Source organism: Streptomyces sp. NPDC001920 (genome assembly GCF_053594495.1).
Window position 1 is genome coordinate 205,096 of the sequence record NZ_JBSFEP010000006.1, and the last position, 25,594, is coordinate 230,689.

25 protein-coding genes are annotated in these 25,594 nt (G+C 69.1%); 13 read left to right on the forward strand and 12 right to left on the reverse strand.

The window, feature by feature from the left end; all coding sequences use genetic code 11:
• Window positions 1-132 precede the first annotated feature (132 nt).
• The gene (locus tag ACWCPI_RS12450) at window positions 133-525 is read left to right on the forward strand and encodes a cyclophilin-like fold protein (RefSeq protein ID WP_451038079.1); all 393 of its coding nucleotides are present in this window, start codon (window positions 133-135) and stop codon (window positions 523-525) included.
• A gap of 65 nt (window positions 526-590) precedes the next feature.
• Here the strand turns inward: ACWCPI_RS12450 and hisC are convergent, their stop codons facing one another.
• Window positions 591-1,670: a histidinol-phosphate transaminase gene (gene hisC, locus ACWCPI_RS12455; protein ID WP_451038080.1), complete on the reverse strand. Its 1,080-nt coding sequence runs from the start codon at window positions 1,668-1,670 to the stop codon at window positions 591-593.
• A 427-nt stretch (window positions 1,671-2,097) separates the two neighbouring features.
• Here hisC and ACWCPI_RS12460 point away from each other — a divergent pair, with 427 nt between their 5' ends.
• The 3 genes from ACWCPI_RS12460 to ACWCPI_RS12470 all read left to right on the forward strand — a co-directional run bounded on the left by ACWCPI_RS12460 (window position 2,098) and on the right by ACWCPI_RS12470 (window position 5,682).
• Complete coding sequence (locus ACWCPI_RS12460) at window positions 2,098-3,210, forward strand: LacI family DNA-binding transcriptional regulator (RefSeq protein ID WP_451038081.1); 1,113 nt, start codon at window positions 2,098-2,100, stop codon at window positions 3,208-3,210.
• 330 nt (window positions 3,211-3,540) lie between these two features.
• A complete protein-coding gene (locus ACWCPI_RS12465; protein ID WP_451038082.1) occupies window positions 3,541-4,617 on the forward strand; it encodes a metallophosphoesterase in 1,077 nt (358 codons plus the stop codon).
• 192 nt (window positions 4,618-4,809) lie between these two features.
• The gene (locus tag ACWCPI_RS12470; RefSeq protein ID WP_451038083.1) at window positions 4,810-5,682 is read left to right on the forward strand and encodes a hypothetical protein; all 873 of its coding nucleotides are present in this window, start codon (window positions 4,810-4,812) and stop codon (window positions 5,680-5,682) included.
• Between the two features lie 111 nt (window positions 5,683-5,793).
• On the opposite strand, the gene ACWCPI_RS12475 is transcribed toward ACWCPI_RS12470, so the two are convergent.
• Entirely contained in the window at window positions 5,794-6,897 is a 1,104-nt protein-coding gene (locus ACWCPI_RS12475; RefSeq protein ID WP_451038084.1) for a hypothetical protein, read from the reverse strand.
• Between the two features lie 137 nt (window positions 6,898-7,034).
• A complete protein-coding gene (gene thiC / locus ACWCPI_RS12480) occupies window positions 7,035-8,819 on the reverse strand; it encodes a phosphomethylpyrimidine synthase ThiC (RefSeq protein ID WP_388803300.1) in 1,785 nt (594 codons plus the stop codon).
• 475 nt (window positions 8,820-9,294) lie between these two features.
• Between thiC and ACWCPI_RS12485 the strand changes: the two genes are divergently transcribed.
• Window positions 9,295-11,031, forward strand: coding sequence for a YibE/F family protein (locus tag ACWCPI_RS12485; protein ID WP_451038085.1), 1,737 nt, complete (start codon window positions 9,295-9,297; stop codon window positions 11,029-11,031).
• Window positions 11,032-11,247: 216 nt separating this feature from the next.
• Here the strand turns inward: ACWCPI_RS12485 and ACWCPI_RS12490 are convergent, their stop codons facing one another.
• The 4 genes from ACWCPI_RS12490 to ACWCPI_RS12505 form a co-directional block, all read right to left on the reverse strand.
• A complete protein-coding gene (locus ACWCPI_RS12490) occupies window positions 11,248-11,685 on the reverse strand; it encodes an SsgA family sporulation/cell division regulator (RefSeq protein ID WP_356582019.1) in 438 nt (145 codons plus the stop codon).
• Window positions 11,686-11,782: 97 nt separating this feature from the next.
• Window positions 11,783-12,580, reverse strand: a complete 798-nt coding sequence (locus tag ACWCPI_RS12495) for an IclR family transcriptional regulator (RefSeq protein WP_451038086.1) — start codon at window positions 12,578-12,580, stop codon at window positions 11,783-11,785.
• A 261-nt stretch (window positions 12,581-12,841) separates the two neighbouring features.
• Window positions 12,842-13,054, reverse strand: coding sequence for a DUF5326 family protein (locus ACWCPI_RS12500; RefSeq protein ID WP_388803309.1), 213 nt, complete (start codon window positions 13,052-13,054; stop codon window positions 12,842-12,844).
• Between the two features lie 162 nt (window positions 13,055-13,216).
• Window positions 13,217-13,534, reverse strand: a complete 318-nt coding sequence (locus ACWCPI_RS12505; RefSeq protein WP_019755167.1) for a cupin domain-containing protein — start codon at window positions 13,532-13,534, stop codon at window positions 13,217-13,219.
• A gap of 61 nt (window positions 13,535-13,595) precedes the next feature.
• Here ACWCPI_RS12505 and ACWCPI_RS12510 point away from each other — a divergent pair, with 61 nt between their 5' ends.
• From ACWCPI_RS12510 to ACWCPI_RS12530, 5 genes are all read left to right on the forward strand, one after another.
• Window positions 13,596-13,973: a phage holin family protein gene (locus ACWCPI_RS12510; RefSeq protein ID WP_451038087.1), complete on the forward strand. Its 378-nt coding sequence runs from the start codon at window positions 13,596-13,598 to the stop codon at window positions 13,971-13,973.
• Between the two features lie 7 nt (window positions 13,974-13,980).
• Window positions 13,981-14,472 carry a low molecular weight protein-tyrosine-phosphatase gene (locus tag ACWCPI_RS12515; RefSeq protein WP_451038088.1) on the forward strand — a complete coding sequence of 164 codons (492 nt, stop codon included), beginning with the start codon at window positions 13,981-13,983 and terminating at the stop codon, window positions 14,470-14,472.
• The gene (locus ACWCPI_RS12520) at window positions 14,469-15,626 is read left to right on the forward strand and encodes a cystathionine gamma-lyase (RefSeq protein ID WP_451038089.1); all 1,158 of its coding nucleotides are present in this window, start codon (window positions 14,469-14,471) and stop codon (window positions 15,624-15,626) included. Before ACWCPI_RS12515 ends, ACWCPI_RS12520 begins: the two co-directional genes overlap by 4 nt.
• A 230-nt stretch (window positions 15,627-15,856) precedes the next feature.
• The gene (locus ACWCPI_RS12525) at window positions 15,857-16,762 is read left to right on the forward strand and encodes a LysR family transcriptional regulator (protein WP_451038090.1); all 906 of its coding nucleotides are present in this window, start codon (window positions 15,857-15,859) and stop codon (window positions 16,760-16,762) included.
• 155 nt (window positions 16,763-16,917) lie between these two features.
• Window positions 16,918-17,400 (forward strand): NUDIX domain-containing protein, encoded by a 483-nt coding sequence (locus ACWCPI_RS12530; protein WP_388803324.1) that lies wholly within the window; start codon window positions 16,918-16,920, stop codon window positions 17,398-17,400.
• 15 nt (window positions 17,401-17,415) lie between these two features.
• Here ACWCPI_RS12530 and ACWCPI_RS12535 read toward each other — a convergent pair whose 3' ends face one another.
• Both ACWCPI_RS12535 and ACWCPI_RS12540 read right to left on the reverse strand, forming a co-directional pair.
• On the reverse strand, window positions 17,416-19,188 hold the full coding sequence (locus tag ACWCPI_RS12535; protein ID WP_451038091.1) for a globin domain-containing protein: 1,773 nt from the start codon (window positions 19,186-19,188) through the stop codon (window positions 17,416-17,418).
• A 395-nt stretch (window positions 19,189-19,583) separates the two neighbouring features.
• Entirely contained in the window at window positions 19,584-20,216 is a 633-nt protein-coding gene (locus ACWCPI_RS12540; protein WP_451038092.1) for an HAD family hydrolase, read from the reverse strand.
• 169 nt (window positions 20,217-20,385) lie between these two features.
• Between ACWCPI_RS12540 and ACWCPI_RS12545 the strand changes: the two genes are divergently transcribed.
• Window positions 20,386-21,252: a GNAT family N-acetyltransferase gene (locus ACWCPI_RS12545; RefSeq protein WP_451038093.1), complete on the forward strand. Its 867-nt coding sequence runs from the start codon at window positions 20,386-20,388 to the stop codon at window positions 21,250-21,252.
• Between the two features lie 103 nt (window positions 21,253-21,355).
• Here the strand turns inward: ACWCPI_RS12545 and ACWCPI_RS12550 are convergent, their stop codons facing one another.
• On the reverse strand, window positions 21,356-21,778 hold the full coding sequence (locus tag ACWCPI_RS12550; RefSeq protein ID WP_451038094.1) for a GlcG/HbpS family heme-binding protein: 423 nt from the start codon (window positions 21,776-21,778) through the stop codon (window positions 21,356-21,358).
• Window positions 21,779-21,867: 89 nt separating this feature from the next.
• Window positions 21,868-23,079, reverse strand: coding sequence for an MFS transporter (locus tag ACWCPI_RS12555; protein ID WP_451038095.1), 1,212 nt, complete (start codon window positions 23,077-23,079; stop codon window positions 21,868-21,870).
• A gap of 139 nt (window positions 23,080-23,218) precedes the next feature.
• Between ACWCPI_RS12555 and ACWCPI_RS12560 the strand changes: the two genes are divergently transcribed.
• Together ACWCPI_RS12560 and ACWCPI_RS12565 are read left to right on the forward strand one after the other, a co-directional pair.
• Window positions 23,219-23,677, forward strand: coding sequence for a MarR family winged helix-turn-helix transcriptional regulator (locus ACWCPI_RS12560; RefSeq protein ID WP_451038096.1), 459 nt, complete (start codon window positions 23,219-23,221; stop codon window positions 23,675-23,677).
• Between the two features lie 9 nt (window positions 23,678-23,686).
• Window positions 23,687-24,139, forward strand: a complete 453-nt coding sequence (locus ACWCPI_RS12565; protein ID WP_451038097.1) for an N-acetyltransferase family protein — start codon at window positions 23,687-23,689, stop codon at window positions 24,137-24,139.
• Window positions 24,140-24,185: 46 nt separating this feature from the next.
• On the opposite strand, the gene ACWCPI_RS12570 is transcribed toward ACWCPI_RS12565, so the two are convergent.
• Window positions 24,186-25,577, reverse strand: a complete 1,392-nt coding sequence (locus ACWCPI_RS12570; RefSeq protein ID WP_451038098.1) for a serine hydrolase domain-containing protein — start codon at window positions 25,575-25,577, stop codon at window positions 24,186-24,188.
• Window positions 25,578-25,594 lie beyond the last annotated feature (17 nt).

Below are 25,594 nucleotides of genomic sequence, written 5' to 3' on the forward strand. Positions count from 1 at the left end.
CTTACCTACGCTTGTGAAAGCGTTCACATTCACAAGCAATTATGCAGCACAGCCGTTCGCACTTTGAAGGGGGGTCCCCTCATGCATCTCGACCCCTTGGCGGGCACTTCAACATATTGTTGAATCAGCAGCATGCAGCCACAGAAGCCCCTACAGATACGGATCTCCTGGCCCGCGGGACACGTCACCGCGGCCCTCGACGACACCCCGACCACTCAGGCCCTCGCCAAGGCGCTGCCCCTCGTCTCCACCGCCCGCACCTGGGGCGAGGAGGTCTACTTCGACACAGGCGTCGCTGTTCCACGTGAAACCGACGCCCGGCAGGTCGTCGAACCCGGCACGGTCGCCTTCTGGACGGACGGCGACGCACTCGCCCTCCCCTACGGGCCGACGCCGATCTCGCGGGGCGCCGAGTGCCGCCTCGCGAGTCCGTGCAACGTCCTGGGTCACCTCGACGGCGACCCCCGTCTGCTGGCCACGGTCCGCGACGGTGACCCCGTGCGCGTGGAGCTCATGGACAGCTGACGTCTCACGCAGCCGGCGGGCCCCGGGCACCCCGGCATGGGGAACCCAGAGGCCCTGGCGGCGCCTCACAGCTCCTTGCGGAACCCTTCCGCCACCTTCAGGAAGATGTCGTTCGCCTCGGCTTCCCCGATCGTCACCCGCACACCCTCGCCCGGGAACGGTCGGATCACCACGCCCGCCTGCTCACAGGCTTGCGCGAAGGGGACCGTGCGCTCCCCCAGGCGCAGCCACACGAAGTTGGCCTGCGTCTCGGGCACCGTCCAGCCCTGAGCGCGCAGCCCGTCGACCACGCGGTTGCGTTCGCACACCAATGAACCGACCCGGCCGAGCAGTTCGTCCTCGGCACGCAGCGAGGCGATGGCCGCGTCCTGCGCGAGCTGGCTCACACCGAACGGCACGGCCGTCTTGCGCAGCGCCGCCGCGACCGGCTCCTGGGCGACCGCGAATCCGACACGGAGGCCCGCGAGCCCGTACGCCTTGGAGAACGTCCGCAGGACACAGACGTTCGGCCGCTCACGGTAGATCTCCACACCGTCCGGCACCTCGGGGTCGCGGATGAACTCGCGGTACGCCTCGTCGAGGACCACCAGCACATCGCCGGGCACCCGGTCGAGGAACCGCTCCAGTTCGGCCCGCTTCACCACCGTGCCCGTGGGGTTGTTGGGGTTGCAGACGAAAATGAGCCTGGTCCGCTCGGTGATGGCGGCGGCCATCGCGTCGAGGTCGTGCACATCACCCGGAGTCAGGGGCACCTGCACAGACGTGGCACCACTGATCTGCGTGATGATCGGGTACGCCTCGAAGGACCGCCAGGCGTAGATGACCTCGTCCCCGGGCCCGGCGGTGGACTGGATCAGCTGCTGGGCGACGCCGACGGAGCCGGTGCCGGTGGCCAGGTGGGAGGCCGGCACCCCGAAGCGATCGGACAACTCGTTCATCAGCCCGGTGCACATCATGTCCGGGTAGCGGTTGAACGAGGAGGCGGCCGTGGTCACGGACTCCAGCACGCCCGGGAGCGGCGGATAGGGGTTCTCGTTGGAGGACAGCTTGTAGGCCACCGGGCCACCGGCCGCGGCAGGCTTGCCCGGCTTGTAGGTGGGGATACCCTCCAGCTCGGCGCGCAGCCTGGGGCTCGTCTCGCTCACCGCAGTCCTCCTCGTGACCACTGGCGGCCCATCATCACCGCCGGCTCCAATGCTCCTTACCTTATGAGGATTCGCCGCCGATGCGTACAGGTGCGCCATCTCATCTGCGGACCTCTTTTGTCACACCAGCATCAAGGGCATCACCGTACGAAGTTGTACGAATTAGGGGGCGCGTCACACATATATCTATGCGCCGGTGGCTCGCGCCGTGGCGCGCATCCCCCGTGCAGGTGAGTTGAGACCTCTTCGAAACATCGCGCACTTGGCAGGCTCATGCGTGCCGACAAGACACGTCTTACCCTTGGATCGTTCAACTCCCTTGCAATCCATGGACTTTGTGGCTTGATGACCTTGCAGAAACGTGCCTGTCAACGCGTGCATATGCGTCCGCACTACCCCACCGCATGAGCCCTACTATCGGCTCGCCATGACAGCAGCAGGGAAGCACCAGGTGAGCCGCGCGGAAACCTCACGTCGAGGCAACCGGCCCGGGCGGGCGGGGATCAGAGACGTGGCCGCCGCCGCCGGGGTCTCCATCACAACCGTCTCCGACGCCCTCAACGGCAAGGGCAGGCTCCCGGACGCCACCCGACGCCATGTCCGGGAGGTCGCCGACCGCCTGGGCTACCGGCCGTCGGCCGCCGCCCGCACCCTCCGTACCGGCAAGTCGGGCCTCATCGGCCTGACCGTGACGACCTACGGGGATGAACCTTTCACCTTCACCGAGTTCGCGTACTTCGCCGAGATGGCCAGGGCGGCCACCTCTGCCGCGCTCGCCCGCGGCTACGCCCTGGTGATCCTCCCCGCGACCTCACGCCATGACGTCTGGTCGAACGTCGCCCTCGACGGCACGGTCGTCATCGACCCGTCCGACCAGGATCCGGTCGTCAGCGAGCTGGTCCGGCAGGGCCTGCCGGTGGTCTCCGACGGCCGCCCGGCCGGGTCGCTGCCGGTCACCGCCTGGGTCGACAACGACCACGAGGCCGCCGTCCTCGGCATCCTCGACCATCTGGCCGACGCGGGCGCCCGCCGGATCGGCCTGCTGACGGGCACGACGACGGACACGTACACCCACCTGTCCACCACCGCCTATCTGCGCTGGTGCGAGCGGGTCGGCCAGGACCCGGTGTACGAGGCCTACCCGGCGCACGATCCGTGCGCGGGCGCCGTCGCCGCCGACCGGCTGCTCGCCCGCCCCGACCGCCCCGACGCCGTCTACGGCCTGTTCGACCCGAACGGCACCGATCTGCTCGCCGCCGCCCGCCGCTACGGCCTGCGCGTCCCGGACGACCTGCTGCTGGTGTGCTGCAGCGAGTCGACCGTGTATGCCAACACCGAGCCCCCCATCACCACGCTCTCCCTGAAGCCACGCCGTATCGGCACGGCCGTGGTCCAGCTCCTCATCGACGCCATCGAGGGCGTCGAGGGGGACCAGCCGGTCGAACAGGTGATACCGACCGAGATGATCGTGCGTACCTCGTCCCAGCGACGACCCCCGCGTACGACGGTCAGCCCGCCCCGGTCGCCCGAGGAGCGGTAGGAGCGGGGCGCGAAGGCGGCGCAAGCGGGTGGCGAAAGCGACGGACACGGGGGCGGGGAAACGGCAGGAGCAGGTCACGGGAGGTCGCACAGCAGGTCCGGGGACGGCGGGAACAGGTCGGGAAGCGACACGGAACACCGTCGCCGGACAGCGAAAGACCTGCCCAATCGGGGCGAAAGCCGCGACGAACAGCAGTCCTGCTCCGATTCACTACCCCTGGGTCATCACATGGCGCGATCGGCATTCCTATGATGGGCCCACGACACCGCGGGCCGCTGCGACCAGGCAGTCCGATGCGGTGCAGCTGCGGCGCGATGGTGGAGGGGTCTGATGACTCAGGGGGCCGGTCAGGGACCCGAGGTGGAGCGGACGGCGACGTTGCGCGACTTCCGGGTGCCCGCTTACGTCCACGAGACCGGTCCGTACGCCCACAGCACACACCCCGGCGACGTCGCCCCGCACCTCGACGAGACCTACCCGGAGGGCTACACGCCCACCCAGCGCGACCTGCCCGTCATCAACCGGGGTGACACCCTTCAGGTCCAGGTCGACCCCGCCGCCGCGCCGGCCCCGCGGTCGGTCGGCGGCCCCGGCCCGCTGTTCGTCGTCGGTGACGTGCACGGCTATCTCGACGAGCTGGTGGCCGCCCTCCAGGAGAAGGGCCTCGTCGACTCCGCGGGCAACTGGTGCGCCGGCACCGCCAGGCTGTGGTTCCTCGGCGACTTCACCGACCGCGGACCCGACGGCATCGGCGTCATCGACCTCGTGATGCGGCTGTCCGCGGAGGCCGCCGCGGCCGGCGGTTACTGCAAGGCGCTGATGGGCAACCACGAGCTGCTGCTGATCGGCGCCAAGCGGTTCGGCGACACCCCCGTCAACTCCGGCGCGGGCACCGCCACCTTCCAGGCGGCCTGGCTGCTCAACGGCGGCCAGAAGACCGACATGGACCGCCTCCAGGACCACCACCTGCAGTGGATGTCCCGCCTGGACGCCATGGAGCAGGTCGACGGCCATCTGCTCGTCCACTCGGACACCACCGCCTATCTCGACTACGGCGACTCGATCGAGGCGGTCAACGACACCGTCCGCGAGACGCTCACACGCAACGACGCCGACGAGGTCTGGGACCTCTTCCGCAAGTTCACCAAGCGCTTCTCCTTCCGCGACGAGGGCGGCGCCGACCATGTGCGTTCCCTGCTCGATACGTACGGCGGCACCCGGATCGTTCACGGTCACAGTCCCATTCCGTACCTGTTGGGCGAGGTGGGTTCCGAGGAGGGCGAGGACAGCGGCGGGCCCTCGGTCGCGGGTCCGCACGTCTACGCCGACGGCCTCGCCATCGCCATGGACGGCGGCGTGACCATGGCCGGAAAGCTGCTGGTCCAGCAACTTCCCCTGGATATCTGAGGGTTCGCGGGCAAGCATCGCCCCTGGACGTCGTCACGGGGGACGGTGCAGGCCGGGGCCCAATTTTGGCAAACCCCCTGTCACCGTGTGCCGTGACCGCTCTACCATCGCCTTATCCGTAGCAGGCTCCCCTCCGTTTCTGCCCGACGGCTCGTTGGCATGCGAGCCCCAAGCCCTACGGAGCATCGGGGGATGCACATGAACAGCGTTCCGCAGCACCTGCACAGCGAGGACCGCCAGGAATACGAGCGGATCCTCGATGAGGCGCTGCGCTCCGCACCACACCGCCCGGAACTGACCGCTGTCGGACAGCGGCTCAACACCGAACAGCTGCGCACCATGGCGCTCAACGCCACCGCACTCATCACGGCGGCCGCGGCGACCGAGTACCAGCACTACGTGAAGGTCCGCGAGGAACTGCGTCAACCGGCGCCGTCCACCCCGTCGTCCACCCGTGAGTCCGGCTCCACCGAGTCGGGCGGCGGCGCGATGGGGCTCGCCACCACCATGGGAGAGGTCTCCGAGACCGCGGGGCCCGGCGTCGTCGCCGTCCTCGCCGTCCTGGCACCCGTCCTCGCCGGCACCGCCGCGGCGATCTTCCTGCTCGTCGGCTACATCCTGAAGATGCTCAGCCCCGAGCCGGCGTTCGCCCAGACGATGCTCACCACCGGATGGGTCTTCGGTGCCCTGGCCGCGGCCGCCATCCTGGTCGCCGCCGTCGGACTCCTGCTCACCGCCCTGCGCAACCGTCCCGCGTTCGACGGCGGGCCGTACGGCGAACTGAGCGAGGAGGTGGCCCGGGCCAAGGAAGCCTGGCGTGAAGCCCTGCTGGAGCGCGGCATCGTGCCGTTCCTTCGGGAGGCCCTCACCGATCCCGGCACGGCGTCGGCGCTGCACCACACGCCGCCGCCGTCGACGCCGGCCGGCCGTATGCCGAACCTCGGCTACGACCGCCCCGGCTTCAGCAGCCCGGGTGACGGATCCACTTCAGGTCCGCGCCCGAGCTTCACCAGCCCGGACTACACGAGCCCGGACTTCGGGGGGCCGGAACACCAGCCGGAGTGACGTCGACCGCGGTGACACCACCGGAGCGACGCGAGCCGGACTGCCCCTCGGCTTGCGCCCCCGACCAGGGAGCGCAAGCCGAAGACCCGGGGGTAAGCCCCTCGGCCGGCACTACAGACGGCGCAGGCACTGCGCTTCCACCCGTTCGACCAGGGTCCGGCTGAAGGCGTGCACGAGGGACAGATGGAACAGAGCCGGTGCCAGGGGCGCCCATCGATGCACGCGGTCAGCCCGCAGCAGGTACTTGACCACGGAGGCCGGCCGGAAGGGCACGTACTCGATGGTCTCGTGCTCCCACCGGTCCGCGACGCCCCGGCTCATCCGCGTCCGGAGATCCGTGCTCTTCAGCTCCTTCAGCCGGGCGTGGAAGTGTCCGCTCCAGTGGCGTTTGTCGATGTCCAGGACGAACGCCAGCAGTTCGAGCGTGTACTCGTGGGGCTCTACGGCCAGTTCCTCGCGCATGCCCCGGCGCGCCACCGCGTGCAGATCCGGTGCGCTTCTGCCTGAGGAGTCGATGTGGCGTGACAGACCCTCGTTGACGGAGGAGTTCCACACGCCCGGTGCCATGCGCACCCGGTCGCTGCGCCGGCTGACCACCAGCATGTCGTCGGCGGTGACCACGGCGATGTTGACGGCGAAGCTGCACTGGAGGAAGTCCGGTGACCGCAGCGGCTTCTCCGGGTCCAGATACCGGGAGCGGGGAGTCGTGCCGTCGGGCAGCCGACGGTCGAGCTGCTGGGCGGCCAGGAACGTGTAGTAGTCCGTGGGGCGAAGCCGCAGATGGACTTCGGGCGTCTCGTCGAGAGGGGTACGGGAGATGTCGACCGACTCGACCGCGTACCGCGGCCCGTTCCACAACGGGGTGCGGCCCTCGGCCCGCAGTCGCTCGCTCTCCTCGGCGACCTCCGCACGCCAGTCGGCCATGTCGGGCGGCAACTCCACCTCGCCGTCGAGCACATGGACGTACACCGCCTCCGGGGGTATCGGCTTGTCGCCGTCCCCCTCGACGATCAGCGCGGACGTCTGCAGCGGCCCCAGAGAGAAGGTGCTCCAGGCGGGCCCGGACTCCTCCTTGCGCCCGAGACTGCGCAGCGCACTGGCCGACCGTTTGCGCAGCCGGTACCAGACGTTCTGCAGGGGCTGTTGGAACAGCACCGCGAACAGCATGCCGATGAAAGCGCCGACCACTCCGTTGGTGACATCGATCCCACTCACACGAAAGACCCTAGGGATCTTGGTCGCATCGAGCGGCGTAGTGCCCGTTCCGTTACGGGGACGGGTGGGCGGGCGACTTGCGCGTGCGGCGGGCAGGGGCGCCGCGGAGCGGGTTCCCCTGCCCGGCCGGTACTCGCTCAGTCCGCGATCGGCAAGTACACCCGGTTGCCCGCCGCCGCGAACTCCTCCGACTTCCGCGCCATGCCGTCCTCGATCTCCTGCCGGGAACCGCCGTGCTCGCGGCGGATGTCCTGGGAGATCTTCATCGAGCAGAACTTCGGCCCGCACATGGAGCAGAAGTGAGCCGTCTTGGCGGGCTCGGCCGGCAGGGTCTCGTCGTGGAACTCCCGGGCGGTGTCCGGGTCGAGGGCCAGGTTGAACTGGTCCTCCCACCGGAACTCGAAGCGGGCGTCGGACAGCGCGTCGTCCCACTCCTGGGCGCCCGGGTGCCCCTTGGCGAGGTCGGCCGCGTGGGCGGCGATCTTGTAGGTGATGACGCCGGTCTTGACGTCGTCACGGTTGGGCAGGCCCAGGTGCTCCTTGGGCGTGACGTAGCAGAGCATGGCCGTGCCCCACCAGGCGATCATCGCGGCACCGATGCCGGAGGTGATGTGGTCGTACGCCGGCGCGACGTCCGTGGTCAGCGGGCCGAGCGTATAGAACGGAGCTTCATCGCAGATCTCCTGCTGAAGGTCGATGTTCTCCTTGATCTTGTGCATCGGGACATGTCCCGGGCCCTCGATCATGGTCTGTACGTTGAAACGCTTGGCGATCGTGTTGAGTTCCCCGAGCGTCTTCAACTCCGCGAACTGCGCCTCGTCGTTGGCGTCCGCGATCGAGCCCGGCCGCAGGCCGTCGCCGAGCGAGTACGTGACGTCGTACGCCGCGAGGATCTCGCACAGCTCCTCGAAGTTCTCGTACAGGAAGCTCTCCTTGTGGTGTGCGAGGCACCACGCGGCCATGATCGAGCCGCCACGGGAGACGATGCCGGTCTTGCGGTTGGCGGTGAGCGGCACGTACGGCAGGCGCACGCCCGCGTGGACCGTCATGTAGTCCACGCCCTGCTCGGCCTGCTCGATGACCGTGTCCTTGTAGATCTCCCAGGTCAGTTCCTCCGCGCGGCCGTCGACCTTCTCCAGCGCCTGGTAGAGCGGCACCGTGCCGATCGGGACGGGGGAGTTGCGCAGCACCCATTCGCGCGTGGTGTGGATGTTGCGGCCGGTGGACAGGTCCATGACCGTGTCGGCACCCCAGCGGGTCGCCCAGGTCATCTTCTCCACCTCCTCCTCGATGGAGGAGGTGACCGCGGAGTTGCCGATGTTGGCGTTGACCTTGACCAGGAACCGCTTGCCGATGATCATCGGCTCGATCTCCGGGTGGTTGACGTTGGCCGGCAGCACCGCCCGGCCCGCCGCGATCTCGTCGCGCACCACCTCGGGAGAAACGTTCTCCCTGATGGCTACGAACTCCATCTCGGGAGTGATCTCGCCACGGCGCGCGTAGGCGAGCTGCGTCACCGCCTTGCCGTCCCGGCTACGACGCGGCTGACGTGGCCGGCCGGGGAAGACGGCGTCGAGGTTGCGCAGGCCACCGCGCGGCGAGGTGTGCTTGATCCCGTCGTCCTCGGGACGGACGGGACGGCCCGCGTACTCCTCCGTGTCGCCGCGGGCGATGATCCAGTTCTCCCGCAACGGAGGCAGCCCCCTGCGGACATCCGTCTCGGCGAGTGGATCGGTGTACGGGCCCGACGTGTCGTACAACGTGACCGACTGCCCGTTGGTGAGGTGCACCTGGCGGACCGGCACCCGCAGATCGGGGCGTGAGCCCTCGACGTACGCCTTGTGCCAGCCGATGGACTTCCCGGCCTCCTGGGACTTCTCGTCCTGAACGGAGGCAGGCGTGCGCGCGTCCTTGATGGTCATGAGACCTACTCCCTACGCCGGCATTACCCGGTAACAGGTTCGGCGGTCGACGCAGCGGTATCCGTCTGCCGATGTTTCGTGTGAAACATCACTCGCGATGGGTGATGTTTCATGTGAAACATCGCTGGGACGGAGGTCAGCGCCCTCTCAGCCCGGTGCTCCGAGCTCCCGCGTGTACAAAGGTGGCTCCACGCTAGCGTCAATTCGGGCGCGGTGAACAGAGGGCCCTCCTCGTTCTTGCGATGATCGGTCGGTGACCACGACGCATGAACCTCCGTACCCACCGCCCGAGCCGCACCGCGGCTCCGGCTCCGGAAACGGCCCCGCGCGGGGCAACGGCCTTACGGACGGCCGGGGTTCGGCAATGCCCCGAGGCAGATACGACGGTGAGTACGGCCGTGGTTCCGGCGATGGGTCCGGCGATCACGCGGCTGGATCCGACGGCTGGCACGAGCACGGCCGGGGTTCCGGTGGGGTGCAGGAGCACGGGAGCGGAGGCGGGATCGGCGCCGGACGCGGGATCGGCGCCGGCGGCGGGTACGAGCGGGGGTCCGGGGCGGGTGGCGCACCGGGTTACGGTCCCGCCTATCGCAGCGCGCCGGGGCGCGGGCCGGCCGAGGAAGGGCCTGGTCACGGCCCTGCTGAGGGCTACGGGGACGACTTCGGCGGTGGGCGCGGTCATGGGCCCGGCCCCGGTGGGGGCCACGGAGACGACTTCGGTGGCGGTCATGGGGACGACTTCAGGGGTGGTCATGGGGACGACTTCGGGGGTCGGGGGCACGGGCACGGACCCGGCTCCGGTGGCGCGCACGGTGGCGGTGGCGGTGGCAGTGGCCAGGGTGGAGGCGGGGGCGGAGGCGGCCATGGGCACTCGCACAGTCACGCCCACGGCCCCGCGGCGCCCGTCTCCCAGCATCTGCGCAAGGTCATCGCGGCGGTCCTGATCCCGTTCGCCGCGGCAGTGATGGTGGGGCTCGTCGTGCTGTGGCCGGGCGGCGCCCCGCCGCACGAGCGGACCGGCGTCGGCTTCGACCGGCAGACGCAGCAAGCCACGGTCACCCAGGTGGTCGAGGTGAGCTGCAAGGAAGCAGGCGCCTCGGGGGTGCCCCCGACCGGTGACACCTCCACGGCCGAGGGCTCCTCCGCCGTGCAGCAGGAGAACGGCACCTGCAAGAGGGCGACGATCCGCGTCGACACCGGCAAGGACAAGGGCCGGACGTTCACGGAGATCGTGCAGCCCGACCAGTCACGGCAGTTGAGCGAGGGCCAGGAGGTCGTGGTCGCCTACGAACCCTCGGCGCCCAAGGACCTGCAGTACTCGGTCACCGACGTGAACCGGCGTGTGCCGTTGTCCGTGCTCGCCGGCATCTTCGCGGTCGCCGTCGTGATCGTCGGGCGGATGCGTGGTGTCATGGCGCTGATCTCGCTGGCCATCAGCTTCATGGTGCTGAACTTCTTCATCCTGCCGGCGATCCTTCAGGGCTCCAACCCGCTGGTCGTGGCGGTGGTCGGGTCGAGCGCCATCATGCTCATCGCCCTGTACCTGTGCCACGGCCTGTCGGCCCGGACATCCGTCGCGGTGCTCGGCACGCTCATCTCGCTGTTGCTGATCGGCTTCCTCGGCTCGGTGTTCATCGACTGGGCGGCGCTCACGGGCAACACCGACGACAACACCGGACTGATCCACGGCCTGTACCCGTCGATCGACATGAGTGGTCTGCTGCTCGCCGGAATCATCATCGGCTCGCTCGGTGTCCTCGACGACGTGACGGTCACCCAGACGTCCGCCGTCTGGGAGCTCCACGAGGCCAACCCCACGATGGGCTGGCGCGGGCTGTACCAGGCGGGTATCCGGATCGGCCGCGACCACATCGCGTCCGTGGTCAACACACTCGTCCTCGCCTACGCGGGCGCCGCGCTGCCGCTGCTGCTGCTCTTCTCGATCGCGCAGAGCGGCGTCGGCACGGTCGCCAACAGCGAGCTGGTGGCGGAGGAGATCGTGCGGACGCTGGTGGGCTCGATCGGGCTGGTCGCGTCGGTACCCGTCACCACGGCTCTCGCGGCGCTGGTGGTTTCCGCCGACCGACCGGAGAAGAGGGCGGTGCCCGCGGGTGCCCGCCCCGCTCCGGCGGGTACGCCCGCGGCTCCTGAACAGCCGGCTGCGGGCCCGCCTGCCCCACGCGGCGGACGGGGTCGTCGGCGCAAGCGATGAGGGGGACGGACGCCGGTCTCGTGCGACCGCCCGTACGGGGGCGTGCGGAGTGCACCCCGCGGAGGAAGGGTGTCCGGCCCCGCCCGTGGAGCTGGTGAGCGCCAGCCGCGCCCGCGGCCTCCGCCGGACCCGAGCACCGGCGGCACAGGCTCCCGTCGGCAGCACATCAAGCGCCCGGCGAAGCGTTACGTCACGCGCGCCCACGACCCTGAAGCCTCAGCCCGCGCTCTGCTCCTCCGCCAGGATGCGGTCCAGAGCCTCGTCGAGGTGGGCGTCGAAGTCGGCCAACGCACCCTCCTGCCCGAGTGGCACCAGTTTGTCCGTGCGGTCGAGGAAAGCCACGAGCGGCGCCACGGAGGAGCGGAACAAGGCTTGGTCGGCGCCCACCTGAAGCCTGATCAGCACGTCACCCAAGGTCTCGGCGCCGGCCGGTGAAACCCGTACGTCGCCCTCCCCACAAGGCCGGCCGACCCCGTCGACCAGCAGCTCACGGCCGAACGCCCATGTCACCGGGGCGTCTCCGGGCAGGTGGAAGGTCAGCCGTACGGCATAGGGATCACAGGTCTCGTAGCGCAGCTCCACCGGGATGCGGAAAGAGAGCTCCTCGGAGACGAGGAAGCTCATCATGACCTCTGCCTGTACGGACTCTCGCATCGCCTACCCCGTCGTTTGCCGTCGACTGGCCGGGAACGGACCCCGACACTGGTGGAATCTTGCTGAACGTACACGAGAGATCACAAGGAGTGAGTTTTCAGATACTGATAGAGATCGCGAGTGACCCCAGAAGCCGCCCGATTTCGTCCTGCAGTTGCCGCGCCGCCGACAGCAGCCGGTCGGCCTGGTGAACGGGCAGCGAGATGGCCATCGTGGCGGCCGTGGTGCCCACGGTGATCGGGATCGCCGCGCACACCGTGCCCAGTGCGTACTCCTGGCGTTCGGTCACCGGTTGCGGGCTTCGTGCCTGGTCGAGCCGTCGGAGCAGGGTGCGGCTGTCGCGCACCGTGTACGGGGTGATGGACTGCACGGGGTGGCGGTCGAGGTGGTCCCGGCGGGCGTCCTCGTCCAGCTGGGACAGCAGGCACTGGCCGATGGCGTGCGCGTGGGCGGTCTCACGGAAGTCGGCCCATTCCTCGACGGCAGGGTTGCCCGGAGTGTCGGAGACGCACATGACCTCGATCTCGCCGTCCCGGTACAGGGCGTAGTAGACGGGGACGCCGATGGCGTCGCGGCAGTGGGCGAGTGCGTCGGCGACCGTGCTGCGACGTTTCTGCTTGGCCGCGCTGCTGCTCAGCCGTACGGCCGCGTCACCGAGGAAGAACAGCCCTTTGTCACGGTGCAGATAGCCCTCGTGCACCAGAGTGCGCAGCAGGTGGTAGGCGGTGGGCAGCGCCAGGCCCGTCTCGCGGGCAAGTTGCTTGGCGGGAGCCCCGTACTCGTGTTCAGCGACGCATTCCAGCAGGCGCATCGCCCGCTGGACGGATCCGATGAGCGTCCCCGACTGCGGCTGCTCGGAAGGGACGGGGGACGCCTGCCGCGGTACCTGGGGCACCGAGGAACCCGGCCGTCCGACGGATGCGTGGGGGTCTGAGGGTGCGGTGTCAACCGTGGCCAAGGGTCACTCCCGAAGCGCGAGGGGGGAGCCCGTGCCGGGGGAACACGGGTGGGGGTGCACGCCAGTTCGCGGGGTGCCCCCCGCGTCGATTTCCGGACTCTATTCGCCTGCCACCGCCAGCAGACGTGCTGCCCGGGAAACTTCCCCCGCCCGAGGGAACCGGCAATTCCTGTTACCGCTTCCCTCGCCCCACGCCTCTCACCAGTCGCTGCGCGACGAGGAGCTGGAGGTGAACTTCCGTACGACGTAGATGAGTCCACCGACCAGCGCCACGAAGAGCAGCACCTTGAAGAGCAGTCCGATGACGAATCCGACGACGCTGGCGATCAGCCCGCCGAACACGACCAGAGCGATGACCGGCACCGCGATCCACTTCACCCACCACGGCAGTCCCGCGAAGATCTCACGCATCGCCCTCGTCCTCATCTCTCCGCCCGTCACGGTGCGGGTCCCGATCCTGGGGAACCTGCTGATTCCCTGCACTCGATGCTAGGGCGGCCACGTGCCCCGGCGGGGGCCTCGCGGCCCTTGTCCTCCCCTGATCGATCCCCTAGGGAACCCTGAGGGCGGAGGTCAGCTCTCGGGTGGAGAGAACACCACGAGCACCCGCAGGTCCTCGCTGATGTGGTGGAACTTGTGGGCGACTCCGGCCGGGACGTACACCACACTGCCGCGTGCCACCTGGGTGGTCTCCATGCCGACGGTGATCTGGGCGCGGCCGCTCACAACGAAGTAGACCTCGTCCTGGTTGTGCGGCTTCTGTGGATCATGCTCGCCGGCGTTGAGCGCGTACAGACCGACCGACATGTTCCGCTCGCGCAGAAACTGCAGGTAGGCACCCTCGTTGGCGGCGCGCTCCGCCTCCAGTTCGTCCAGCCGGAATGCCTTCATCGCCCTCGTCCGCCCTCATCACCAGTGCTCATGGCCGATCTCGTCTGCCACGATCAGACACATGAAGAATTTCGTAGTCAAGACGATCGCCAACGCGGGCGCCCTGGCGGTCGCCGTCTGGCTGCTCGACAAGATCACCCTCACCGGTGACAGCACGGGCAAGAAGGCCGGCACCCTGATACTCGTCGCGCTGATCTTCGGCTTGGTGAACTTCCTGGTCAAGCCCATAGTGAAGCTTTTCAGCCTGCCGCTGCTCATCCTGACGCTCGGCCTGTTCACGCTGGTCGTCAATGCCTTGATGCTGCTGCTGACCTCGTGGCTCGCCGACACGTTCGACCTGAGCTTCCACGTCGACGGCTTCTGGACGGCGGTACTCGGTGGCCTGATCATCTCGATCGTCTCCTGGGCCCTCCACATGATCCTTCCCGACGGGGACTGAGCATCCGATGACCTACCGCGTCTGCTTCGTCTGCACCGGCAACATCTGCCGCTCGCCGATGGCCGAATCCGTCTTCCGCGCGCGCGTGGCCGAAGCCGGGCTGGACGGCCTGGTCGAGGTCGACAGCGCCGGCACCGGCGGCTGGCACGAGGGCGACCCGGCCGACCCGCGCACCGTCTCCGTCTTGGAGGAGCACGGTTACGACAGCGGTCACACGGCCCGGCAGTTCCGGTCTTCCTGGTTCGCCCGTCTCGACCTCGTCATCGCACTCGACTCCGGTCACCTCAGGGCCCTGCGCCGACTCGCGCCCACCCCCGAGGACGCGGCGAAGGTGCGGCTGCTGCGTTCCTACGACCCCGCCGCGGGCGACGAGCTGGACGTGCCCGACCCGTACTACGGCGGCCGGGACGGCTTCGAGGAGTGCCTGCAGATGGTGGAGGCCGCAAGCACGGGCCTGCTCACAGCGGTTCGCGAGCAGACGGGGGGACGGGCGGCATGAGCGGCACCCGTCCGCAAGGACTCCCCGCCGACGGCGACGGCGACGGCACGCGCGCGGTGCGGGCCGGGCTGCCCGAGCCGGTCAAGTACGAGCCGACCCTCCCGGGCCCGGTGTTCGCCGCCCACTACCACCTGCCGGGCGAGCCCACGGGGCCGTACACCTACGGCCGCGACGAGAACCCGACCTGGACCCACCTGGAGCACGCCATCGGCGAGCTGGAGGCGCCGGGGGAGGACGGCGTCGAGACGCTGGTCTTCGCGTCGGGCATGGCCGCGACCTCGTCGGTGCTCTTCTCCCAGCTGCGCGCCGGCGACGCGGTCGTCCTGCCCGGCGACGGCTACCAGGCGCTGCCTCTGGTGCGGGCGCAGCTGGAGTCGTACGGCATCGAGGTGCGCACGGCGCCGACCGGCGGGGACGCCCAGCTCGACGTCCTGGACGGCGCGAAGCTGCTGTGGATCGAGACTCCGTCGAACCCCGGGCTCGACGTGTGCGACGTCCGGCGGCTCGTCGAGGCAGCACACGCGGGTGGCGCCCGGGTCGCCGTGGACAACACGCTCGCCACGCCGCTCGGGCAGCGCCCGCTGGAGCTCGGCGCCGACTTCTCGGTGGCCAGCGGCACCAAGCAGCTGACGGGACACGGCGACGTGCTGCTCGGATACGTCACCGGCCGCGACGCCGAGGCCATGGCGGCCGTACGGCGCTGGCGCAAGATCGTCGGGGCGATCCCCGGCCCCATGGAGGCCTGGCTCGCGCACCGTTCGCTCGCCACGCTCCAGCTCCGCGCGGAGCGGCAGAACGCCAACGCCCTCGCGGTCGCCGAAGTGCTGCGGGACTGGCCGGAGGAGCTCGGGGTGCGCTATCCGGGGCTGCCCGACGATCCTTCGCACGCCGTCGCCTCGCGGCAGATGCGGCGCTACGGGTGCGTGGTGTCCTTCACGCTGCCCACACGCGCGCGTGCCGAGCGTTTCCTCGATGCCCTCCGGCTCGTCGACGACGCGACCAGCTTCGGCGGGGTCCGGTCCACGGCGGAACGGCGGGGGCGCTGGGGCGGCGACGCCGTACCGGAGGGGTTCGTTCGGATGTCGATCGGAGCCGAGGATCCCGAGGACCTGGTTGCCGACGTCCGGCGTGCTCTGGGCGAATCGGCGCGGTGACCGGTCGCTCAGCGAGTCCGCGGCCCTGCTCACGAGGGGGCCGGACGGTCCGAGCCTCCCCCCTCGTGGCTCGGACCGCCCTCGGTTCCGCGCGCGAAGAACCGCGCGAACAAGGCTAGTTGACTGTCTGTCAGTGTCCAATCACAGTAGCGACAGCGACCTATCGACTTATTTATAGTTGGACCCTGCTCTGGGGGTGGAGAGAAGGGCGGGGAAGGGGAGGCTGTCGCATGGATCTGGCCTTGCTGCGCACCTTTGTGACCGTGCACCGGGCCGGTTCCTTCACCCGCGCCGCCGCGTTGCTCGGGCTGTCACAACCGGCCGTCACCTCGCAGATCCGTACTCTGGAGCGGCAGTTGGGCCGCCCCCTGTTCCTGCGGCAGGCCCGCGGAGTGACGCCGACGACCATCGGCGACGAACTCGCCCACAAGGCAGCGCCCCATCTCGATGCCCTGGTGGAGATCGCCGAGACCGGGCTCGACGACGAGTCGTCCTTACGATCCCTGCACCTCGCCGGCCCTCCCGAGTTCACCGCCGAGCGGGCACTGCCCGCGCTCACCGAGCTGACCAGCGAGGAGGGACCGCACTTCGCTCTGCGCGCGTCCTTCGGCAACGCCGAGGAGGTCCTTGAAGGGCTGGCCGCCGGACATCACGATCTGGCCATCAGCACGGCCCGTCCTCGTGGTGCTCTTCTCACGGCGACTCCGCTCTGCGACGAGGAGCATGTCCTCGTGGCCGCTCCCCTCTGGGCCGAGCGCATCGGCCCGGGGACCCCGGGCCGCGACGGGGCGAACGCACTCAAGGAAGTCCCGGTGGTGGAGGTGCACGAGTCCCTGCCCTTCGTCTCGCGTTACTGGGCTTCGGTCTACGACTCCCGTCCGGCCGCTCCGGGGGCCGTGATCGTCCCCGATCTGCGCGCAGTGCTCGCCTGCGCGGCCGCGGGAGCCGGGCTGGCGGTACTGCCCCGCTATCTGTGCGCGGCCGCCCTGGAACGCGGCGAGGTCGTCGCCCTGCACGATCCGCCGGTGCCCCCGCTGCGGACGTACTTCCTCGTGGTCCGCACCGGCACGCTGGCGATGCCGCACATCACGCGAGCTCATGAATGGCTTTTGCGCGCAGCCTCCACCTGGGTCTGACGGGCATCTCCGCGGCTACGGTGTCGCGATCGCGGACCTCGCCCGGCAGTCCTCGCGGACGCGCCTGATCAGGGCATCCGTACCTGTCACACTCTGATCTCGACCGATGACGTTCGCGATGTTTCACGTGGAACCAGCCGGGCCACATTTCTCCCATGACCGTCCGACCCGTGGTCAAGCGCACCGCTCGAGCCGTCCTTCTGGACGGCGACGATCTGATTCTGATCAAGCGCACCAAGCCCGGCATGGATCCGTACTGGCTGACTCCCGGTGGCGGGGTCGAGCCCACGGACACCACTGTCGTCGAGGCGCTGCACCGGGAGGTGTACGAGGAACTGGGCGCCAAGATCGTTGACGTGGTGCCCTGCTTCGTCGACACCGTCGAGCACATAGGCGAGGACGGCGGGGCGACCGGTGTGAAGGTGCAGCATTTCTTCGTCTGCCGACTGGAATCGATGGACCCGTCCCTGCGGCACGGGCCCGAGGTGGACGAGCCCATCGGCGAGTACGAGATCGTGCGGGTGCCGTTCACCCGGGTCGGGATCGCCTCGGTCCATCTGGTGCCGCTGTCACTGCGGCACTACCTGGACGGGAACATCGAGGGCGTTCGCGCCATGCACGCCCCCGACCTGGGCTGACGGCCGCCGACAGGGTCAGTCACCGGCGGCGGCCACCAGTTCCTCCAACGAGTCATGGCGTATGCGCTCGAACGGGATGCCGATGTCCGTCAGCGCGTCCACACCACTGCGGATCATGCCGGGCGGGCCGGAGACGAACGCGTCGTACTCGGTCCAGGGGCCGTACTCACGTACGGCGTCGGGAAGCTTCAGCAGTCCGTGCCGGTCCACCACCGGGTGGACCTCCAGCCAGGGGTGGGACTGCTTGATCCTGAGCAAGGTGTCGATGTCGTAGAGGTCGTGGTCGCTGCGGGCGCCGTAGAAGACCTCGACCGGTCGCCGGCGACCGTGTTCGGCGACGTCTTCGACCAGGGCCTTGATGGGAGCTATGCCGGTGCCGCCGCCGAGGCAGAGCATTCCACTGTCTGCGGTGTGGTCCACGGTCATCGAACCGGTCGGCGGGCCGAGGCGGATGATGTCCCCCGGCCGCGCACGGTGCACCAGCGCGTTGGAGACCCACCCGGCGGGCACGGCCTTCACATGGAACGTCAGCAGCCCGTCGGAGCGAGGCGCGCAGGCGAAGGAGTAGTGCCGCCAGATCCGCGGCCACCAGGGCGTCTCCACGCTGGTGTACTGCCCTGCGAGGAAGGGGTAGGGCTGGTCGGGACGGACGGTGACGACCGCTATGTCCGAGGTTCTCAGGTCGTGCGAAACGACCTCCGCGTACCACCAGGCCGGTGCGCGCAGTTCGTCAGCCGCCGCCGCGTCGATCATGACCTGCGAGATCGTCGTGTACGTCCGGACCCAGGCAGCCTCCGTCTCACCGTCCCAGACGCCGACGGCGTACTTGCTCAGCGCTCCGATGAGGCATTCACCGACGGCCGGATAGTGCTCGGCCCGAGTGCCGTACTTGCGGTGGCCGCGGCCGAGGTTCTGCAGGTATTCGACGAGGACGGGTTTGTCGTCGATGTGCTCGGCCGCTGTGAGCAGAGCCTTGAGCAGCCGGTCGCGCTGGGTGTCCATCGCGGCCGGGAACAGCGAGCGAAGGTCGGGGTGGCGTACGAAGAGCAGCGCGTAGAAGTACGAGGTGACCTTGTCGGCGACAGGGGTGATCTCGGCCATCGTCCGACGGACCAGGATGGCGTCCGGGGACGCGGATCGGGCCGGGGCGGGGCGTTGGGCCGGAACCCGCGCCTGAGGTGAGAGCGAGGAGAGGGAGGTGAGAGCCGACATCGGCTCTCTGGCTGACGCGGCCTGAGAATGGGCGGCGAAGGGCGCGGCCTGACCTGCGGGCGAGATGGGGGCAGGGGCCGGAACAGGCGGGGCGTGTCCTGCGGGCGAGGTGCCGCCAGGGGCCGCGGGAGAGGGCGCGTGACCTGGGGTCGAGGGCGTGACGGAGGTAGGCGGCGCGTGGCCTGGGACCGGCGCGGGCCCGGGAGGGGGCGGCGCTTGGTCCAGGGGCGCGACGGAGGGGGCCGTCGACGGCGCGGGTGAGAGGTGGCCCGGTGTGTCGCTCGGGATGCCCGCGGCCGGTGCGGTGCCGACCTCCGTGGGCGCTTCCTGTACCGGGCTGGACGACGCGGCGGGCTGATCGTCGGCCGGGGTCGCCTCGACGGTGCCGTCGCCCGCCGTCGCCCTGCCGCGCGGGCGCATCGCTGCCAGGCGGCTGCCCTCAGCCGTCTCCTGTTCGCTGCCTTGAGTGGTCGCCGGCTGCTTGCGCGGCGTGAACCAGCCGCCCCCGCCGTCGGAAGAGCCGTTGTCGGCCGACGTGGTGGTCGGAGCGTCCATGGTGTGCCTCGCCTCGAACATCTTTCGGTCGGTCTGCGCACTTCCTCGATGGGAAGGTGCCTGTTCCCCCGCGACGGCTTGCTTTCTCCCCGTTCGTTTCCGCGACCAATACGGCCACATTCAACTCGTATCCACACCCGGAACGGACAAGTAAGGCGAGAGTGTGACATTGGCCGCAGTACTCCCACCGCAGCATCCCACCGCCTGTGGGCGCTCGGACCGCATACCCGGGAATGCGGGTCTTCGATCTCTCCGTCCCATTAGGCTGCATTGCCTTGCGCTCTCGCGCTCGCGCCAGGTCTGCATCACAGCTCGGACACGAACCGGAGTCGACACTACCGGCCGCTGCTCCGATCACAAGTCCCCCCTTCCTCTCTCACGAATGGGGCGTGGGAGCGAACGAGCATTTCCTTCAACTACCGTCCGTGGCGTACCAATTCATAGGCTTCCCACAGATCCATCCCCTTGTAGGAGTGGGTCGCGAGTCCGGCAACATGGCTGTCCGCGTTGACCGCGACGGACACCGGCACCGCTCCGAACAGATCCTTGTCCGACAGCGAATCCCCATAGGCGACGCAGTCGGCACGCGCTACTCCGAACTCCGCACAGAGCCGGTCGGCTATGCGGACCTTGGCAGCCGCGCTGAGCACGCCCGTCGGGTCGACGGGCTCTGTGAACGGCACGGCTGGAAAGCGGGAGCCGTGCGCCGCGTGCGCGCCCCAGCCCGTCAACCGCTCTACGAAGAAGGAGGGGGAGAGCGACACGACGGCGCAGTAGTCGCCCCGCCCCCTGATTTCCGCCCAGACGTCACGGATACGTGCCAGCCACGGTGCGCCCTCAAATGCGGATGCCACATGAGCCTCGGTGAGATTCGCCCACAGCGCGTGCACCCGCGTCGCGTACTCAGGAGGCCCGATCAGCCCGGCCGAGATCTCCCGGTCCAACGCGACGGTCTCCGCTTCCAGCCCGAGTTGCCGTGAGATTTCCACGGGGGCGGAGGTCCCGTGCAGAAGAGTGCCATCAAGGTCGAAGAGGTGAAGTCTCGCCATGAGCCATGAGGCTAATGCGAGGTGCCGTCATCGCCGTTCGCCCATGTTTCACGTGAAACACCGCCATCGTTCGCCAGGTTGTGCGGTGGACCACGACATGGCCAAAAGCCCGTACGTCTCTGCGGAAACCGCTGGACGGCCAGGGCAGTAGTCAGACAGCCTGACCTGCGTGCCGACTCCTTCCCTTGCCGCTCTGCCGATCCGCCGTCTGACGCCACGCGACCTCACCGCCTGCGCCGACTTGTCCGAGAACCGGGGATGGCCCCGGGAGGAACACAAATGGCAGTTTCTGCTCACAGCCGGGACGGGCTATGGCATCGACGACCCCGACGGTGGGCTCGTGAGCGCCTGTGTGGTCACGGAGTACGGGCCTCAGGGCCGCCCCCAGCTCGGAGCCATCGGCATGGTCCTGGTCGCCGAGCGGCACTCCCGTCGAGGGGTCGGGCGCCGGCTGATGGAGCACGTCATCTCCGGCATGGGCCCGACACCCCTGACCCTGCACGCGACACCCAACGGTCGACCGCTCTACGAAAATCTCGGCTTCAAGGCCATCGGCCGGGCGGAGATGCTGCGTGGGCATTTCACGCCCGGGGCCTGGGCGCCCCAGGTCTCCACGCGTGCGGCCACCGCCGAGGACCTCACCGCGATCCTGCGGCTCGACGAGGAGGTGTTCGGAGTCGATCGCACCCACATCATCACGCGGCTACCCGCATTCGCCGACCAACTGCGCGTCGCCGAGGAGAACGGCCGGATCATCGGCTACGCCGGCGCCTGGCCCAACATGGACACGCAGGTCGTCGGCCCCTTGATCGCCCGGGACACGGAGACCTCGAAGGCGCTCATCGCCTCCCTCGCCGCCCACACCGACCGTCCCCTGCGTACGGACATCGATGTACGCCACGAGGAACTGCTGACCTGGACGAAGCAACACGGTCTGGCCTCCCTCGCATTCAACGCGGTCATGGCGTACGGCGTCTCGGAACTGCCCGGCGACTGGTCGCGACGATTCGCTCCGCTGACGGTGGCGGCAGGCTGAGGCACCGGGCCAGGGGCTGAGGCGCTCGGTCCGAGGCTGAGATCCGCATGACGAAACGCCGGTCCCGACGGGACCGGTGTTTCGTCGTCGCCATGGGCCTCACTCAGGCGAGGACCTCGATCGCGGCGATCGCGAACTGGTGGTCCTGCTCCGGCGCCCCGCCGCCGACTCCGATCGCCCCGACCAGCCGGCCGTCGCGGTGGATCGGTACACCGCCCGCGATGAACAGCAGCGGCCGATCGAGCGCCGTGGGCAGGGTGTGGAAGAGCCCTCCGGGCTGTACGGCGTCGACGAGATCGGCGGTGGGGGCGGCGAGCTGCAGCGCCGTGTACGCCTTGCGGGTGCTCGTCTCGCCGGAGATGAGCACAGCTCGGTCGTCCCGCCGGAAGGCGAGCAGATGGCCTCCGGCATCCAGGACCGTGACGCTGACCGTCGCCCCCGCGGCCTCGGCGGCCCGGTGGCCGGCGGCGACGAGAGCATCGGCGTCCTGGATGGTCAGGGGTGCGACGGCGGTGACGGTGCTCATGGTCTTTCTCCTTGCGATGGGGGTGCTGAGGTGGATCTCATGAAGCCGAAGCGCCGCGGGGGCGGCCCTGACCCCGCGGCCGGGTCGGTTCAGTGGTGTACGGCAGTTCGCTGCTCGGCGGGCGCGGTGCCGGTGACGACGGTGCTCGGGGACACCCCGCCGCGGCGCTCCAGGGCGGCCGAGAGGAAGGCGAGCAACAGCGCGGCCGCGGCGAGGGCGGCGCCGACCCAGTTCGGGGACGTGTAGCCGTAGCCGGCCGCGATGACGAGGCCGCCGAGCCAGGCCGCGAGGGCGTTGCCGAGATTGAAGGCGCCGATGTTCACTGCCGAGGCCAACGTCGGGGCGCCGTGGGCCTGGTCCAGGACGCGCTTCTGCAGCGGAGGGACGGTGGCGAAGCCCAGGGCGCCGATCAGCGCGATGGTCACGGCTGCGAGGACCTTGTTCTGAGCGGTGAGCGTGAAGAGCGCGAGCACGAGGGCGAGAGCGCCCAGAGAGACGTAGAGCATGGGCATCAGCGCCCGGTCGGCGTACTTGCCGCCAACGAGGTTGCCGCCGACCATGCCGAGGCCGAAGAGGACCAGCAGCCAGGTGACGGAACCGTCGGCGAATCCGGTGACATGGGTCATCATCGGCGCGATGTAGGTGATGGCCGCGAAGACGCCGCCGAAGCCGAGGACCGTCATCGCCATGGCGAGCAGCACCTGGGCGTTCTTGAAGGCCGCCAGTTCGTGGCGAAGGTGCACGCCTTGGGCCTTGGCCATGTCGGGGACGAGCTTGGCGATGCCGACCAGCCCGACGACGCCGAGGGCGGCGACGATCCCGAAGGTGGCGCGCCAGCCGACGGTCTGCCCGACGAACGTCCCCAGCGGAACACCGACGACATTGGCGAGGGTCAGTCCGGTGAACATCATCGCGATGGCTCCGGCCTTCTTGTCCGGGGCGACCAGGTCGGCCGCGACGACCGAACCGATACCGAAGAAGGCTCCGTGAGCGAGCGAGGCGACGACACGACCGATCAGCATCGCGGTGAAGCCCGGGGCCAGAGCCGACAGCAGGTTGCCGAGGATGAACAGGCCCATCAGGAGCATCAGCATCCGCTTGCGGGAGACCTTGGTGCCGAGCACGGTCATCAGCGGTGCGCCCAGAACCACGCCGAGCGCGTAGCCGGTCACGAGCAGTCCGGCGGTGGGGATAGAGACCCCGAAGTCGCCCGCGACCTCGGGCAACAGACCCATGATCACGAACTCTGTCGTCCCGATTCCGAAGGCCCCGACAGCGAGGGCCAGAAGCGCCAGAGGCATGAGGGGGAACACCTTCCCAGAAGATTGCAGGAGCGCTTAACGAGTGACGACAATACTTGCACACGCGGCATACTCGCAAGCGCAGGCATTCTGCTCCTGCACACACAAGACATCGACCATCCCGTGAAGGGCAGACACCATGACCACCACGGAATCCGCGCTGACCGCGCTCGCCCAGGGCTGGTGCGCCCTCTCCCTGCTGCACGGCAGGATCGAGGCGCACATCGAACGCGCCCTGCAGACCGGGCACGACCTCAGCGTGCGCGAGTACTCCCTGCTCGACGTCCTCAGCCGACAGCACAGCGGCGAAGGCGGCCACCTGCAGATGAAGCAGGTCGCCGACGCCGTCGTCCTCAGCCAGAGCGCCACCACCCGCCTCGTCACCCGCCTGGAGGACCGCGGCCTGCTCTCCCGCTACCTCTGCCCCACCGACCGCCGCGGCATCTACACCGACGTCACCGAAGCCGGACTCGCCCTCCTCGAAGAAGCCCGGCCCACCAACGACACGGCCCTGCGCCAGGCCCTCGACGAAGCCGCCAAGAACCCCGAACTCGCCCCCCTGGTCAGGGCTGTCGAGTCACTCCCGGCGCCCGCATAGGGTGCGAGCATGGGAGATCTTGAGATACGAGCCGCCGTAGCCGATGACATCTCTGCGATCGTCGGCATGCTCGCCGACGATCCATTGGGCGCCCAGCGTGAATCACCGGACGACCTGACCCCGTACCTGGCCGCACTGGAGCGCCTCACCAGCGATCCGAACCAGCACCTGGTCGTCGCCGTACGCGAGAGCCGTGTCGTCGGCACGCTGCAGCTCACCGTCATTCCCGGGCTGTCCCGGCGCGGCTCCACGAGGTCCATCATCGAAGCCGTACGCATCCACGCCGACGAGCGGGGCAGCGGCCTGGGCACGCTGCTCATCGAGTGGGCAATCGAGGAATCCCGACGGCAGGGCTGCCAGTTGGTGCAGCTGACCTCGGACAAGACCCGCACGGACGCCCACCGCTTCTATGAGCGTCTCGGCTTCACGGCCTCACATGTGGGCTTCAAACTCCAGCTCTGACAGAGACAAGCGCCTGTTTCACGTGAAACAGGCGCTCACCACGTCGTCAGAACGAACCGCTCCCCCGCCAACCGTCGGGATCCACACCGCCCGGAACGGCAGTTCCCTCGTCATACGGCTGACGCGTGAAGACGAACGACCCGAGGTCCAGATGGTCCACCGCCCCGTCGGGGCGCCGTACGGCCTTCAGGAGCTCACCGGCGTAGTACCCCTCCAGCCCGGTCCAGGTGCCATCACCGTTGGCACGGAATCGCGACCGGCGGCCCTTGCCGGACAACGGCTCCAGCGAGACGAGCCCATCAGCGGTCAGCCGCAGGGCGAAGGCATGCGTTCCCCAGTACCACTGACCGGCCAACTCCAGTTCCCCCGCGTCGACGTTCCGCATCGGCCGCCAAGGCTCAGGCATCCGTGGCTCGGCCTCGGCGACGATCCGGACGAGGTCGGCGGCGACAAGGGACACCAGCGGACCAGAGGTGCAGTTGGCCAGCACCACGGCCGCCACATCGTCCTCCACGCTGATGGTCAGGCTCGCCAGGAACCCCGGCAACGATCCGCCGTGCCCCACCAGGAGCCGGCCCTCCCGGTGCTGGACCTGCATACCGAGGCCGTACGCCGCTCCGTCCACCACGTCCGTGGCCTCAGGCGGCGCCGCCGGTGTCCGCATCTCCCGTACGGACGCGGCACTCAACACGCGGTCATCGCCCCTGGAAAGGAAGACAGCGAACCGCGCCAGATCCGCGGTTGTCGACCACAGTTGGCCGGCCGGCTCCATCCGGCCCAGATCCTCGACGGGCTCGGGAAGCATCACATCGGCCCAGGGGTGCACGGCCCAGCCACCCGCATGCGGTGCCTGCGGACGTGTACTCGTACGGTCCAGGCCCAGAGGTTCGAGCACTTCCCGCCGAAGTACGTCCCCCCAGGGAGCGTCCCTCAGCTTCTCCACCAGTGCGCCCAGCAGCGTGTAGCCGGGGTTCGAGTAGTGGAAACGGCGCCCCGACGGATGCAGGAAGGGCTGCTCACCGAGCACGTCCGACAGCTCGGGCCGCAGTGATCCGGGCGTCCTCTCCCACCAGGGCCCCGGTGACTCGGCCGCCAAACCCGCGGTGTGCGCGAGCAGTTCGGCGATGGTCGCCTCCCCCGCCCCCGTGCCCGGAAGGTGCTTCTCCAGCGGATCACCGAGGTCGAGCAGACCCTCGTCGCGCAGGCGGAGGACGAGAACAGCGGTGAAGGTCTTGGTGATCGAACCGATGCGGTACTGCACGTGTTCATCCGGCCCATGTCCGTCCACCGAGGTACGCGAACCGTGCCACACGGCCCTCCCGCCTCGCACGACCGAGGCGACCAGCGAGGGCGCGCGCCCTTCGGCCTGCGCCACGGCGATGCGGTGCAGCAGTGCGCGGCGGGTGCCGGGCAGCAACTCTTCCTGAGATGTCGTCATGCCCACAGTCCATCCTG